General features: G+C 58.6%; 12 protein-coding genes and 1 tRNA gene. 9 read left to right on the forward strand and 4 right to left on the reverse strand.

Translation table 11 applies throughout. The features are described from left to right. The first annotated feature begins 1 nt into the window (after position 1). The 5 genes from WX88_RS05610 (at position 2) to WX88_RS05630 (ending at position 7,917) form a co-directional block, all read left to right on the forward strand. Positions 2 to 1,999 (forward strand): sialate O-acetylesterase, encoded by a 1,998-nt coding sequence (locus WX88_RS05610; protein ID WP_046243340.1) that lies wholly within the window; start codon positions 2 to 4, stop codon positions 1,997 to 1,999. A 53-nt stretch (positions 2,000 to 2,052) separates the two neighbouring features. After that, positions 2,053 to 3,402, forward strand: a complete 1,350-nt coding sequence (locus WX88_RS05615) for an MGH1-like glycoside hydrolase domain-containing protein (RefSeq protein WP_072052945.1) — start codon at positions 2,053 to 2,055, stop codon at positions 3,400 to 3,402. 137 nt (positions 3,403 to 3,539) lie between these two features. Continuing rightward, positions 3,540 to 5,732 carry an alpha-galactosidase gene (locus tag WX88_RS05620; protein ID WP_046243342.1) on the forward strand — a complete coding sequence of 731 codons (2,193 nt, stop codon included), beginning with the start codon at positions 3,540 to 3,542 and terminating at the stop codon, positions 5,730 to 5,732. Between the two features lie 288 nt (positions 5,733 to 6,020). Then, a complete protein-coding gene (locus WX88_RS05625) occupies positions 6,021 to 7,058 on the forward strand; it encodes an aldo/keto reductase (protein ID WP_046243343.1) in 1,038 nt (345 codons plus the stop codon). Next, positions 7,045 to 7,917, forward strand: a complete 873-nt coding sequence (locus WX88_RS05630; protein ID WP_197076682.1) for a creatininase family protein — start codon at positions 7,045 to 7,047, stop codon at positions 7,915 to 7,917. Before WX88_RS05625 ends, WX88_RS05630 begins: the two co-directional genes overlap by 14 nt. 291 nt (positions 7,918 to 8,208) lie before the next feature. Here the strand turns inward: WX88_RS05630 and WX88_RS05635 are convergent, their stop codons facing one another. Continuing rightward, positions 8,209 to 8,565: a hypothetical protein gene (locus WX88_RS05635; RefSeq protein ID WP_046243344.1), complete on the reverse strand. Its 357-nt coding sequence runs from the start codon at positions 8,563 to 8,565 to the stop codon at positions 8,209 to 8,211. Positions 8,566 to 8,691: 126 nt separating this feature from the next. On the opposite strand from WX88_RS05635, the gene WX88_RS05640 reads away from it, so the two are divergent. Beyond that, the gene (locus WX88_RS05640; RefSeq protein ID WP_046243345.1) at positions 8,692 to 9,315 is read left to right on the forward strand and encodes a deoxynucleoside kinase; all 624 of its coding nucleotides are present in this window, start codon (positions 8,692 to 8,694) and stop codon (positions 9,313 to 9,315) included. Positions 9,316 to 9,542: 227 nt separating this feature from the next. Here the strand turns inward: WX88_RS05640 and WX88_RS05645 are convergent, their stop codons facing one another. From WX88_RS05645 to WX88_RS05655, 3 genes are all read right to left on the reverse strand, one after another. Continuing rightward, positions 9,543 to 10,217: a DUF2461 domain-containing protein gene (locus tag WX88_RS05645; RefSeq protein ID WP_052732383.1), complete on the reverse strand. Its 675-nt coding sequence runs from the start codon at positions 10,215 to 10,217 to the stop codon at positions 9,543 to 9,545. Positions 10,218 to 10,322: 105 nt separating this feature from the next. Further along, positions 10,323 to 11,147 carry an MOSC domain-containing protein gene (locus WX88_RS05650; RefSeq protein ID WP_046243346.1) on the reverse strand — a complete coding sequence of 275 codons (825 nt, stop codon included), beginning with the start codon at positions 11,145 to 11,147 and terminating at the stop codon, positions 10,323 to 10,325. A gap of 111 nt (positions 11,148 to 11,258) precedes the next feature. Then, positions 11,259 to 11,909 carry a hypothetical protein gene (locus tag WX88_RS05655; RefSeq protein WP_156175955.1) on the reverse strand — a complete coding sequence of 217 codons (651 nt, stop codon included), beginning with the start codon at positions 11,907 to 11,909 and terminating at the stop codon, positions 11,259 to 11,261. Positions 11,910 to 12,101: 192 nt separating this feature from the next. On the opposite strand from WX88_RS05655, the gene WX88_RS05660 reads away from it, so the two are divergent. The 3 genes from WX88_RS05660 (at position 12,102) to WX88_RS05670 (ending at position 13,329) form a co-directional block, all read left to right on the forward strand. Next, positions 12,102 to 12,174, forward strand: a tRNA-Lys gene (locus WX88_RS05660). A 280-nt stretch (positions 12,175 to 12,454) separates the two neighbouring features. After that, positions 12,455 to 12,967 (forward strand): aminotransferase class V-fold PLP-dependent enzyme, encoded by a 513-nt coding sequence (locus WX88_RS05665; protein WP_197076683.1) that lies wholly within the window; start codon positions 12,455 to 12,457, stop codon positions 12,965 to 12,967. A gap of 50 nt (positions 12,968 to 13,017) precedes the next feature. After that, the gene (locus tag WX88_RS05670) at positions 13,018 to 13,329 is read left to right on the forward strand and encodes an aminotransferase class V-fold PLP-dependent enzyme (RefSeq protein ID WP_046243349.1); all 312 of its coding nucleotides are present in this window, start codon (positions 13,018 to 13,020) and stop codon (positions 13,327 to 13,329) included. Positions 13,330 to 13,557: the final 228 nt, after the last annotated feature.

Raw genomic sequence — 13,557 nt, forward strand, 5'->3', positions numbered from 1 at the left:
CATGTTCAGAAAAGTAATCCTGGCTTTGGTACTCGCCCTAGCCCTGGCCGCACCCGCTGCCCACGCCACTGTGCGACTGCCTCAGCTAGTGGGTAGCCACATGGTGTTGCAGCGCGACAAGCCCCTACCCATTTGGGGCTGGGCCGCACCAGGCGAAAAAGTCAGCGTTACCTTCCGGGACAAAACCTACGCCGCTACAGCGCCTGATGCCGATGGGCGCTGGCAAGCCACGCTGCCAGCCACCCCGGCGGGCGGCCCTTATACGTTGACCATCAAAGGCGAAAACACGCTCGTACTGGAAGATGTACTGTTAGGCGACGTATGGCTGGCGGCGGGGCAGTCGAACATGGAGTTTCCGGTGAAAGACCTGCCCACCGGCTACTTTCAGCCGGTAGTAAATGCCGACCAGGAAATTGCCGCGGCCAATTTTCCTAAGATACGCCTCTTTAAGATTTCCCAGGCGATGGCCTACCACCCGGCCTCCGACGTGAAAAGCACCGGCTGGCTGGTGTGCAGCCCGGCCACTGTAGCGCAGTTTTCGGCGGTAGCTTACTTTTTTGGCCGCGATATTTTCCAGCGCTACCAAGTGCCCATCGGTCTTATTTCGAGCTGCTGGGGTGGCACCTCGGCCGAAGCCTGGACCAGCGCCGAGGGCCTGCGCGCCCTGCCTGATTTTAGCACCCGAGCGGCCGATGTTGCCCAGCGTACCACTAAGCTTACGGATGACGACCAGGCTTTCCGCCAGCGCCAACGTGCCGCACTCACCTCGCAGAAGATTGACAAAGGCTACCCACCCGGCGGTAAAGCGTGGGCGGCTGCCGATTTCGACGCCAGCGCCTGGCCTGAAATGGCCCTGCCCAGCTACTGGGAAACCACCCCCGCCCTGAAGGGCTACGATGGTGTGGTGTGGTTTCGTAAGGAAATTGACCTGCCCGTCGCAGCGGCGGGCCAGCCGCTCACCCTGTCGCTGGGCCGCATCAATGACACCGACAGCACTTGGTTCAACGGAGTGAAAGTGGGCAGCACTGATGGCTATAACAAAGACCGCCGCTACGCGGTACCCGCTGCGCTGGTACGAGCCGGCCGCAACGTGGTGGCCGTGCGCGTAGTAGACCTGGGCAGCAACGGCGGCATCTCGGGCGAGCCAGCCACCCTGAGTCTAACTGGCCCCGGCCGCACTCTATCGCTGGCTGGCTCCTGGCATTACCAGGTCGGCCTCGACCCCAAGGACTGGCCGGTTTCCCCGTTCCCAGGTGGGGCCCAGAATACGCCCACGGTGCTGTTCAACAGCATGGTGGCGCCGCTCATTCCGTTTGCGCTCAAGGGCGTTATCTGGTATCAGGGGGAAAATAACACCGGCCGCGCCGAGCAGTACCGCACGCTATTTCCCGCGCTGATTACCGATTGGCGTAAGCGCTGGGGCGCACCGGAGCTTCCCTTTCTGTTCGTGCAGCTGGCCAACTTTCTGCCGGCTGTGCCGGAGCCGGGGCCTTCTACGTGGGCTGAGCTGCGCGAGGCGCAGGCCCAGGCGCTGGTGCTGCCCCGCACGGGCATGGCCACCGCCATCGACATTGGCGAGACCGACGACATTCACCCGCATAACAAGCAGGAGGTGGGCCGACGTCTGGCGCTAGCCGCTCGGCACATCGTCTACGGCGAAAAGGCTTTGGTACACAGTGGACCTACTTACGCAGGTATGGCGGCGAAAGGCGCAGAGGTCCGGCTGAGATTTAAACATGTCGGGGGCGGATTGGTGGCCCCAAATGGCAAGCTGCTGCAAGGGTTTGCCGTGGCCGGGGCCGACCAGAAATTTCATTGGGCCACGGCCCGGCTGATGGGCAACGAGGTGATGGTGCAAAGTGCGGATGTGAAAACGCCCGTGGCCGTGCGCTACAATTGGGCTAACAATCCCAACGGCAACCTCTACAATAAAGACGGGTTGCCCGCCGTGCCCTTCCGCACCGATTCCTGGCCCGGCATCACGGTCGGGGTGAAATAAATTCTCAATTCTAAAGCAGTTGTTAAGTACTGTTTCTATTCCTATTATTCAGCATGTTTCATCGTCGTAACTTTCTGAAAAGCGCAGGCGCCGCTGGCCTTACTGCGGCATTGACTCCGCTGGCCGCGTGTTCGTCGACGCTGGCTACGACTAACGAAACGGCAGCTGCGGCCAGGAATGAGGCATTTATCGTTTCGCCTGAGCTGTCCAAGCGCATGTACGACAAGGCGCTAAGCATTGCGAAAACCAAGATTCGAGGCGGCGAGAAAGAGCCGTTTTTTAAAAAGCCGTACCTGGACGAGGCCTTTTCGCCCAATATCTTTTATTGGGATACCTGTTTCATGACCTGCTATGCCAAGTACCACCAGCAGGAACTGCCCATCACTCAGGCCCTCGACAACTTCTACCGCGTGCAGGATGCTGACGGCTACATCGGGCGCGAATACACGGAAAACGGTCAGCCCTTTTGGGAAAAGCACCACCCAGTGAGCATCAACCCGCCGCTGCTGGCTTTTGCCGAGTTGGAGCTTCACAGCCAGAAACCCGATGTGGAGCGCCTGCGCCGAGTGTACCCGCACCTGAAAAGCCACTTCGAGTTCTTGCAGCGTACTTATCGCGGGGACGACGGCCTGTACTTCGGCGATACCCTGGGGATGGGCATGGACAACATTCCGCGCTACCCGACGGGCTGGGAAGACGACGGCAAAGGCTTGCCGGTCATTAATCTCTTCCCCAAGGTGTTTCAGTACAGCGGCAAGAATGCCAAGTGGAACATCCAGGGTCGGCTGGTCGATTTTTCTTCTCAGATGGCATTTTTTGCCCTAAATCTCAATCGGATAGCCAAGCTAACCGACCATGCCGCCGACGTGCCCGCCTACGAGCAGGCGCACGCGGCCATTAAAAAGGCGCTCAACGAGCAGTGCTGGAGCGAGGCCGACGGCTTTTACTTTGACCTGGGCTACGGCAAGCCCATCCGACGCTTCCACATGGGTATGTATTGGGCCCTACTGGCCGATTGCGTACCCGCCAACCGGCTCGACAAATTCGTGACCCACCTGACGGACGCCAACAAGTTTGACCGGCCAGTCCCGGTGCCCTCCCTGGCCGCCGATGAGCCGGAGTACAAGGCCTATGGGGACTATTGGCTCGGGGGCGTGTGGGCCCCCACCACCTACATGGTGCTGCGCGGTTTGCAGCACGTGGGTAAACCCGCCCTGGCGCGGACCCTGGCCCAGCGCTTTTACGGCGCGGTGGCCGAGGTTTTCCAGAAGACCGGCACATTCTGGGAAAACTATGCGCCGGAGTTTGCCAACTACGGTAACCCCGCCAAGCCGGATTTTTGCGGCTGGACGGCCATCGTGCCCATCACCATCTGGCGGGAGTTCATTCAACCAAAACCCTGATGTGCAATGCCTCCCCATCACACTCCGCGCATCAAGTGGCGTGGGTCGGGGCCGATAGGGGTAGAGGTTGACGCAAGTAGTTATCACCTAATTATTTCCAGAAGACGGTATCTGCCGTCGGCTTTTTTAAAGTTCTTATGAATCTTCGTTTTGTTTACGGCTGTTTGCTGCTGTTCGCTCGTATCACGCCCGCCCTGGCGCAAACCCCACCACCGCCCATTGCCATTGAAACCGAGCACATAAGCTTGGTGCTGACGGTGGGCGGCAACCAGAAGCTCTACCAAACCTACCTCGGCGCCAAGCTAACCGAAGCGGACAAGCAGCTACTGCCCAAGCCCGGTCCGTTCGATGCCTACGCGCCCGCGCCCAACGAGGCCTACGTGCCGGCCGGCACCGATAACCTCTTCGAGCCGGCCATCCGGGTAGTGCACGCCGACGGCAACCCCGGCCTGGCCCTGGCTTTTGCGGACGTGAAAACCAGCCAAACCGGCGACAACCTGACGACCACCACCGTGCACCTGCGCGACCCGGTCTACCCGGTAGACGTGTTGCTGCACTTTGCCGCCTACCAGAAGGAGGACGTCATCAAGACCTGGACGGAAATCAAGCACCGCGAGAAAAAGCCCGTGGTCTTGACGCAGTACGCCTCGGCCATGCTGCGCCTGCACGCCCCGCACTACTGGCTTACCCAGCTGCATGGCGACTGGGCGTCCGAGGCCAAGGAGACGCAGAGCGAACTAACCAGTGGTTTGAAAGTCATTGACTCCAAGCTGGGCACCCGCCCCAGCTGGTACCACACCCCGTCTTTCCTGGTGGCTCTCGACAAGCCGGCCACCGAAACCAGCGGCGAAGTGCTGGCCGGTACCTTGGCCTGGACCGGTAACTTCCGCCTGGCCTTCGAGGTAGATAACTTGAACACGCTGCGGATGCTGCCCGGCATCAATCCGTATGCCTCGGAATACACGCTGCCGGCCAATCAGTCCTTCGTCACGCCCGAGTTCATCTTCACGTACAGCACCACCGGCAAGGGGCAAGCCTCGCGCAACTTGCACCGCTGGGCCCGCCGCCAGGGCGGCACGCTCGACGGCACTCAGCCCCGCCTCACGCTGCTCAACAACTGGGAAACCACCTACGCCAAATTTACCGAGCCCCGGCTTGACTCGCTTATCGGCGACGCGGCCAAGCTGGGCGTGGATTTGTTTCTGCTCGACGATGGCTGGTTTGGCAACAAGTTCCCGCGCAACAACGACAAAGCTGGCCTCGGCGACTGGCAGCCCAACAAAACCAAGCTGCCCAACGGTATTGGCCACCTCGTGCAAACTGCCACCAAGGCAGACATCAAGTTTGGCATCTGGGTGGAGCCCGAAGCAGTAAACCCCAAGAGTGAGTTGTATAGCAAGCACCCGGACTGGATTCTGCGCCTGCCCAAACGCCCCGAGGACCTCTCCCGCAGCCAACTGGTGCTCGATTTGAACAATCCCAAAGTGCAGGATTTCGTGTATAACACTGTTGATGGCTTGCTGTCGCAAAATGTGGGATACATAAAGTGGGACAACTGCCGGATGATTACCAATGCCTATTCGCAGTATCTGGGCAAAGACCAGTCGCACCTCTACATTGGCTACGTGCAGGGCCTATACAAAGTGCTTGGCCGCCTGCGCCAGAAGTACCCGCACCTGCCCATGATGCTCTGCGCCGGGGGCGGCTCCCGCGCCGACTACGGCGCGCTGAAGTACTTCACCGAGTTCTGGACTTCCGACAACACCGATGCCTTCGAGCGGGTGTTCATTCAGTGGGGCTTCCTGAACTTCTTTCCCGCCAACACCTTAGCCAGCCACGTCACCAACTGGAATCCCCAGCACACGCTCAAGTTCCGCACTGACGTGGCCATGATGGGCAAACTCGGTTATGATATCGACGTGGCCAAGCTCAGCGCCGACGAGCAGCAATTCAGCCAGCAGGTGGTGAAAGATTATAAGCGCTTGAGCCCCGTCATCTGGCAAGGCGACCTGTTCCGCCTGCGCTCGCCCTACGAGGGCAACCAAGTGGCCCTCATGTACGTGGACGAGGCCCAGCGCAATGCCGTGGCCTTCGGCTACAACCTGCACACGCGCTTTCACGAAGCCGTCATTCCCGTCAAGCTCCAGGGCCTGGACCCCGCCAAGCGCTACAAGGTCACCGAAATCAACCTCATGCCCGGCCAGAAATCCGACCTGCCCGCCCACGGCCAAACCTATTCCGGCGACTACCTCATGAAAGTAGGTTTGCTACTTAGTGATGGGGAAGCCAAGCAACTCACCAGCCACGTGCTCGAACTGACGGCGGAGTAGTTGCCGCCAAAGCTCTGGCTTATTCAGGCTGGACTTATTGGAATAAGCGAATTCTCATTCAGAGCGCCACGAAGTTTCAGAGCGCCACGAAGTAGTTGTGAATCGTTGAAAAGCCGATTTACAGCTGCTTCGTGGCGCTTTTTATGTCATCTTTGTTAAGCAAAATTTCATCCGCACTCATCATTGCCCCGTCAAATACTCAGTTGCCAAAGCTTGGCTGACAAATTCTATTTGACTAACTAGCCACCGAATAGCACGAACGGCTACCTGAGAAAAATTGAACGAAGCATGCAGTATAATGAATTTGCCCGGACGGGAAAACAAGTAGCCCGCATTGGTTACGGGGCCATGGGACTGGGAGGAGCTTTCGGCTCATTTGATGAGGCCGAAGGTATTCGCTCGGTGCTGACGTATTTGGAGCGGGGCGGCAATTTTATTGACACTGCCCGGCACTACGGCAAATCAGAGGAGATTCTGGGGAAAGCACTGGCGCAGTGGAAGGGCGAGCGGCCCTTTCTAGCCAGCAAAATCCAGTCGCACGGGCCCGACAATACGCGCTGGTGTCTGCCCCCCGCAGTCGAAGAAACCTTTCCCCGCCACCTCATCCGTCAGAACACGGAAGACTCGCTCCGGCGGCTGGGCGTCGATTCCCTCGACCTCATGCAACTGCATCTGTACTGGCCTACCTGGGGCACCTCGGGCTATTGGCTGGATGAGTTGCTGACCCTGAAAGCTGAAGGCAAAATTGAGGCAATTGGAGTATCAATGCCCGACTGCCGCGCCGACTTGTGCCTGCCACTGGTAATGGCCGGAGCCGTGGATGCGGTGCAAATCATCTACAATTTATTCGACCCCACCCCGCTCGATTGCGTGATTCCCATTTGCCAGCAGCACAATGTGGCCATAATTGCCCGTTGCGTGCTGGATGAGGGCGGCCTGACGGGTTTTCTAACCGAAGACCTGGCGTTTGAGCCCCAGGATTTCCGCCAGACCTTTTTCGGGGAAGTGCCGCGCACACAATACATTGAGCGGGTCGATGCCCTCAAGGAGTTTGTTCCGCAGCACGCTGGTTCGCTGGCTAAGCTGGCCCTCAAATTCGTGCTCAAGCACCCGGGAGTTACCACCGCTATTTCGTCCATGCACATCGAGCGGTTTGCCATCGAAAACATGGAAGCTGCCGCGGAGCCGCCGCTCTCAGACGAGGCGTTTTACGAGCTTCGCACCCGCCACCGCTGGGTGCGAAACTTCTACACGAAAAAATACTGGCAGCAGAATGACCTCGATGCCGCCAACGCCGTTGAAGCCGCGCAGCATGGACAGTCGTAGCCAGGTCCGCTGGGCCGACCTCTTTCCCGATGAGTTTCTCAGCCGTCGGCAAGCCCAGCCCGTGGTTTACCTGCCCATGGGCATTTGCGAGCCGCATGGCTACGTCTCAACCTTTGGGCTGGATACCTACAAAGCCGATTATCTGTGCGATGAGGCCGCCCGGCGCTTTGGCGGCATCGTCGCGCCGACGCAGGGCTACCAAATTCACGAAAGCGGCTACCACGCTCCCTGGCTGGCCGAGGTAGTGGGCGAGCGGCCAGCTCTGATGACCGGCATGCCGCCCCACGTGATGCTCTATTTTTTCCTATACCAGCTCCGGGCGTTTCACAACGCTGGTTTTGGGGCCGCAGTGGTCATCACGGGCCATTCGGGTGGCAACCAGTACGATTTCCGCTTGGCCGCCAGCCTGTTCAGCCAGCACAGTGGCATGACAACAATGGTTTTTGCCGACAATGAATTGGTTGCCGGCCACTACATTGGTGACCATGCGGGCTCCTACGAGATTTCACAGTCTCTCTACCTGCGCCCCGATACCATCAACCTGACCGCTATCGGGCGCCCCGAAGCGCCCGATTCGCTGGGCCGCTTTGCCCAGGGCCCCGATGCTGCCCAGGCGACCAGGGAACAGGGGCAGGATATCATCGAAAAGAGCCTGGATTTTCTGGGTGAAGCTGTAGCCAAGCTGAACTTCTCCAACCACTCTTTCGATCGGCCGCTAATGCCGTACGCAACCGTAGAGGCCATCTGGCACCAGCTGCTGGCCCGCCAAGCCGATTGGCAGACCAACGCCCTCCGGCCCAGCCAGGAAGCCACTCCCAATAACTCAATTTGGAAGCCAGCAGAAGCATTTACGCTGTAAGTTAGAGCAGTTTAGGGATACCGTAGCGCGAACGTTGTAGTTCGCGTCCACGTGCCGCACTCGTTCGGGTGTCTGCCGGGAACGCGGACGCACAGAGTCCGCGCTACGGCCTAGCCCAGCACACGGAGGGTGAAACCACGCTAGAGCAGCTTTAAAATCTATGTACCGGTTGTTTGGCTCCCCTTCTTCTCGGGAGAGGGGCCGGGGGTGAGGAGGTGCCCCCGCCGCTCCATTAAACGGCTATGAGCAACTGCCTAGCGACTTGGCAACGGCTTTTCTCGCACTTTATCGTTACGGAATACCACCGTCGTGCCGCTGTCGCACCAGCCAGGCCACTGCCATGTCAAGGTCGGCAAAAAGTTCGATGGCCATGCGTGGCCGCACGGCCTCCACAAATCGCTGCGTAGCAAACTGGTTTGCGTGGTCAGGCGAAAACACGTAGGCTATGGCCTGCACGCCGGCCGTTAGAACTTGTGGCAACCATTCGTATTGCAGCCACGGCAGCGCCTCGCTCCAGTCACCGCTGGTCAGGTGTCCGTGCCAGCGCACGTGTAGCAAGCTTTTATCCGGATGGTAGAAGAACTCTGCCAAGGCTGCCCCGTGGCCATCCTGAAGAGCGAGTAGTTGGGTCGGAGGGCCTGGGAGCATGGTAGAAATTAGTAAAGCTCTACGAATCGTTTCGAATATATGAAATTTCTAATAAAGATGCTGCAATTCAGCGGTACTGCTACCTTTGGGGTTCTGCTTTTCTATCGTCTTTTTCGTTCATAGCGCATGCACATTGCCATCGTCGGCAACATTGGGGCCGGTAAGACCACGCTGGCCTATAAGTTGGCTCAGCATTTCCGCTGGGAAGTTTTTTTGGAGGACGTGGACGACAATCCGTATCTGAAGGATTTTTACCATGATATGCCCCGCTGGGCCTTCCACCTCCAGGTGTATTTCCTCAACGGCCGGTTCCGTCAGACGCAGCGCATCAAAGAGCTGCAGAAAGCCGGTAAAGGCATCATTCAGGACCGCACCATCTACGAGGACGCCCACATCTTTGCGGCCAACCTGCACGATTCCGGCCTGCTCGAAACCCGCGATTACAACAATTACTACGCGCTGTTCGAGTCGATGATAGACCTCGTCGCGCCACCCGATTTACTCCTATACCTCCGCGCCGACCTACCCAAGCTCATCAGCCAGATTGAAAAGCGCGGCCGCGACTACGAAAATACCATTAGCATCGAGTACCTCAAAAACCTCAACGAGCACTACGAGAAGTGGATAGCCAGCTATAGCGCCGGCCGCTACCTCATCGTGGATGTGAGCGAACTTGACTACGTGCGCAATCCCGAAGACCTCGGCACCATCATCGACAAGATAAATAATACCTTGTTTGGTCTGTTCTAGCGCTATTACTATGCTAAGAGCGTACTAAGCCCGTCCTGCTGAGCGGAGCCGAAGCATCTCGCTTGCAGCAGTAATTCAATCGTCAGAAAAGGATTGGCAGCAGCACGCGAGATGTGGCCCTGCTGAGCATGACCGCCTGAGTGATGCGGTTACGTTTGTCTGACTACTCAAAGAGGAGGCCCTGTTTACTCCAAACGGGGCCTCCTGCTTAGACGACTTATGCGGAATCAACAGTTGGAAAGAGCTTCATTGAAGAAGTCCACCAGCGGCCGGGCGGCCGCAATAGCTGCTACGACTTCGGGTACAAAACCAGGCGCCAACACCTCCGCATCGGTGTAAAAGCGGCCGGCTCCGTAGGTCTTGAGGCGCAGCCAGGCAAGGTCCGGGTCAGTGGCCGAGTACCCACGGGGCGGCTGGCTGAGTTGGGGGCCTGTGGTATCGAGGCCAGCCGGAAAATAGCGCAGCAGTTCCGGAGCTTGCCGTAGCCGGTGAAATTCGGCGCCATTATAATGGATTTCTTGTCGGATGGCCGCCAGCATGGCCGGAGTAGGGTAGAAGGTGCCGGCCCCCAGCCAACTGCGCCCACCGGGCTGAATAGCGACAAAATACCCCGCCCGGGGCGCATGGCGCCCACCCCGCTTCAGGCCAGCCCCCATGCGCCGTTTGTAAGGCTCCGGGTCGCGGTGGGCACGGTCGTTCTTGTGCAGCCGAAACATAACATCTGCCGTGGTCAGGCCGGCCAGGTCGGGGTCGGTAGCGGCGGCACCGGCCAGTATCTGGCGTACCAGCTCGGTGCAGGCGGTGCGGGCCCGCTGGTAATCGGGCCGGTGGTCGGCCATCCAGGCCGTGGTGTTATTAGCCGCGAGCCGGGCCAGAAAGTCCAGCAGAATATCAAGTTCCATCAAAAAGCCGGGCGTAGTACCCCGGAAAATCAGAACGCTGTGGCTGACACCAGAGTTGCAGCGAACCGCTAAACGCTGAACTCAGCAGCCCCGGATGGCTAAGCGCTACTTCCGACTAAGTACCGTTAGCGCATCACCCACGCGCAGGCGGCCTGTGCCGCCACCAGTCACGTTTTGGCCAAACATGATGCTGTTCTCCACCTTGCGATAAGTGGCCAGGGTGCGTAGTGGGTCCCCAAGCGGGCTCTTAGTGGCGGTTTGTTGGTCGATGGTGGTGAGCACGCACCGGCCGCATCCCCGCACCGCCCGAAACGGGACGGCACCAATCTGAAAGTTCTCCCAATTGTCGTCATCGTAAGGCACGCCACCGTCGAACACGAGGTTAGGGCGGAAGCGGTTCATGGGTACAGGCTGCGCGAGGCGAGTATTCAAATCGGCCAGCGCGGGTTCGCCGATGAGGAGGAAAGGGTAGCCATCGGCGAAGCTCACCAGCTGGCCTTCGGGATTTAAATCCGGCTCTACATCGCGGCGTACCATGTCAGACATGTACACCAGGCGGCATGGGCGGCCGAGGGCTTCGGCCAGCCATTCGTCGGCTTCGGCGGTGCCACGCCAGGCCCACGCCATATCATCCCAGATGGTGACAAACAGCGTCCGCTCCGGCGTTGCCTCAAACGGAACGAACAGGGGCAGCAAATCGGGCCGTTGGCGGTGAGTAATCAAAAAACCATTATAAGCCGGCGCTACCAACAACAACGCCAGCTCGGGCTGCTGCCGCTGGGTCATGAAACGGTTGCGCTCATCTACAATTAGCCAGCGGCGGTCGTGCCGCAGGCCGCGGGCCGTCACCTCGGCTTCGGACACCGCGTAGCCCCCGAGAGATTTAACGGGATATACGTACAGACCAGTTAGGGTAAGAGAAACAGACATGCCGGCAAAAGTACCGCCACAACGGAGGTGGGAAAATGCCGCAGGAGAGAAATAGGGCGTTTGATAGTCAATTTAACTTCCCCTAAAAACATTCGGCTTCTCCCTTGACCATTATTCCACCACCAACAAATCGGCCGCGCGCACAAACGCCACTCGCTGTTGCCACTGCACGCGGTACCAAATATCCTGGCGCCCCAGCACCAGCAGCCGGTCGCCGACGGCCGCCGTGCTGAGCCACGCCGCTCCCGCGCTCGGTCCGGCCATCAAAGCTGCTCCTGGCCGCGCCACTAGTCCTGCCGGCTTGGGCCGCAGCAAGTGCAGATAGGCCCCCAGCAGCGCCACGTAGGCAGCGTAGCCCAGCCAAGCCTCGCGCCGGCTCCGACGCCACAGCAGCCAGACGGCGCTCACCACGGCTCCACCCAACAGTACCTGCAAGCCGGGGTAATAGTAGCGCTGCGCTTGCACCCGCAGCTCTTGCTGCCAGGTAACCGGGTAGCCCACTAGCTGGTGCTGCGCGGCCAGAGTAGCTAGCTGGCGCCACGTTCGCACGCGCGGCTGCCGGGCCTGGGCCATGCTCAGATAGAGCAGCGCGGCCGGATAGTAGCCCAACTGCTGCTGGGCGTAAGCCAATTTCAACAGCAGCTCTGGCGAAGTCCGGCGTTGCTGCCATACTTGCTGCTTGTAGGCCGGTACTGCCGCGGCGTATCGCCCCGCTGCGAATAGTGAATCGGCCTGCCGCAGCGCCTCGACGGGGGGCAGCATAGTTTTTTTTGGTGTTTTATTTTCGGGCGCATTTGCACCCAAGGTCCAGATAGGCAGGACTATTAATCCGAGTAAAAGGGCCCGCACAGAAAGAAGAGAGACTTTTTTTTGAATCAAGGTTGTGAAATCCGGAAGGTGGTCGTACTTTTGTGCCCACAAAAAAGGTATCGCCTTTTGAAGTGACAAGGTACCGATTCTGTAGCTCAGCTGGTAGAGCAGTACACTTTTAATGTACGGGTCCTGGGTTCGAATCCCAGCGGGATCACAACAAAAAGCCCCAATCTGGAAATAGATTGGGGCTTTTTCTTTGGGTGTTGGTGCGGCAGGCTACGGGTGGAACCGGGCAGGGCAGGGTGGCAAATGGTTAGGTTGTTAAAGGCAATACCGGCGGAGGTTGACAGCAGCAGAGATTGGAAAGAAGCAGAAGTAGGCGGGCTTTGTACGTAATCAATTCCGTATTTTCTGGCTTAACAAGGGCTTAAAGGGTGCGTAGGGAGCATTTGGATTTCTTTTTCGCCTGCTCATGATTGACCAACAACAAGCTTTTGCTGCCCTCGATAATTGCTTCTGACTGGGAGGCCGTGCGCGCCCAGTTCGCCCTAACCCCCGAGTACCTGCACCTTGGGGCTTCGCAGTTCATCGCATCGCACCCCAAATCCGTACGCGAGGCCATCGCTCACTACCGCCGCCTACTCGATGAAAACCCCGTGCCTCGCACTCAGGCACTGGAAAATGCCGAGATGCAGAAAGTACGGGAAGCCGCGGCCCGCTACTTGGGTATCGCTGAGCCTGAAAACATTGCCCTGACCGACAGCACTACCATGGGGCTGGGCACCATTTACTCGGGGCTGAATCTAACGCCGGGCCAGGAAGTGCTGACTACTGTGCACGACCATTACTCGCAGCACGAGGCCATTCGGCTGGCTACACGCTGTTCAGGTGGTAATTACCGCAAAATTGAGTTGTACGACCGCCTCAACCACGTGGCCGAAGAGGAAATAGTGGGCTGCCCCATGCGGGAAATATGCCCTGCAATCCGCGCGGTGGGCATTACCTGAGTACATTCCAGCACTGGCCTGAAGACGCCCGTGGCTCAAATTTTGAGTTTATGGAATCGCTGGGCCGGGAGCGCGTGTATCAACGCGTGCACGAACTCAACCGGCAATGCAAGGAAGGACTGGCAGCTATGCCCCACGTGGTGCTGCACACGCCCCTGGACGATGCGCTTTCCTCGGGCATCACCTCTTTCGAAGTGCGCGGCTACAATACCGACGAAGTGGTGGAGCGGCTGCACGAACAGAAAATCATTGCCACCAAAGCATCTTACCAATATTATCAATACGCGCGCTTCACACCCGGCATCATCAATACACCCGAAGAAGTATACCAGGCCCTAGAGGCAGTGCGAAGCCTTCGCTAAACAGATATTAATTCGACTATGAGCAGCTTCCGTTTCGTAAGCAAACCCCCTTTTCGTACCAAAATAGCCCGTCGCCGATTGAAGCCCCGCTGGAAATTTCGGGCAAAGCGGAAATAGTGCGGTAAACGCAGCAGCCCCCACCAAATCCAGTTTAGCGGGGAGCGTTTATTAAACCGTCATGCCGAGCGCAGCCGAGGCATCTCGCGTGCCGTCACTAATCCTTTCGAT

Origin of the sequence: Hymenobacter terrenus (assembly GCF_000972495.1) — a bacterium.
Taxonomy (GTDB): Bacteria; Bacteroidota; Bacteroidia; order Cytophagales; family Hymenobacteraceae; genus Hymenobacter; species Hymenobacter terrenus.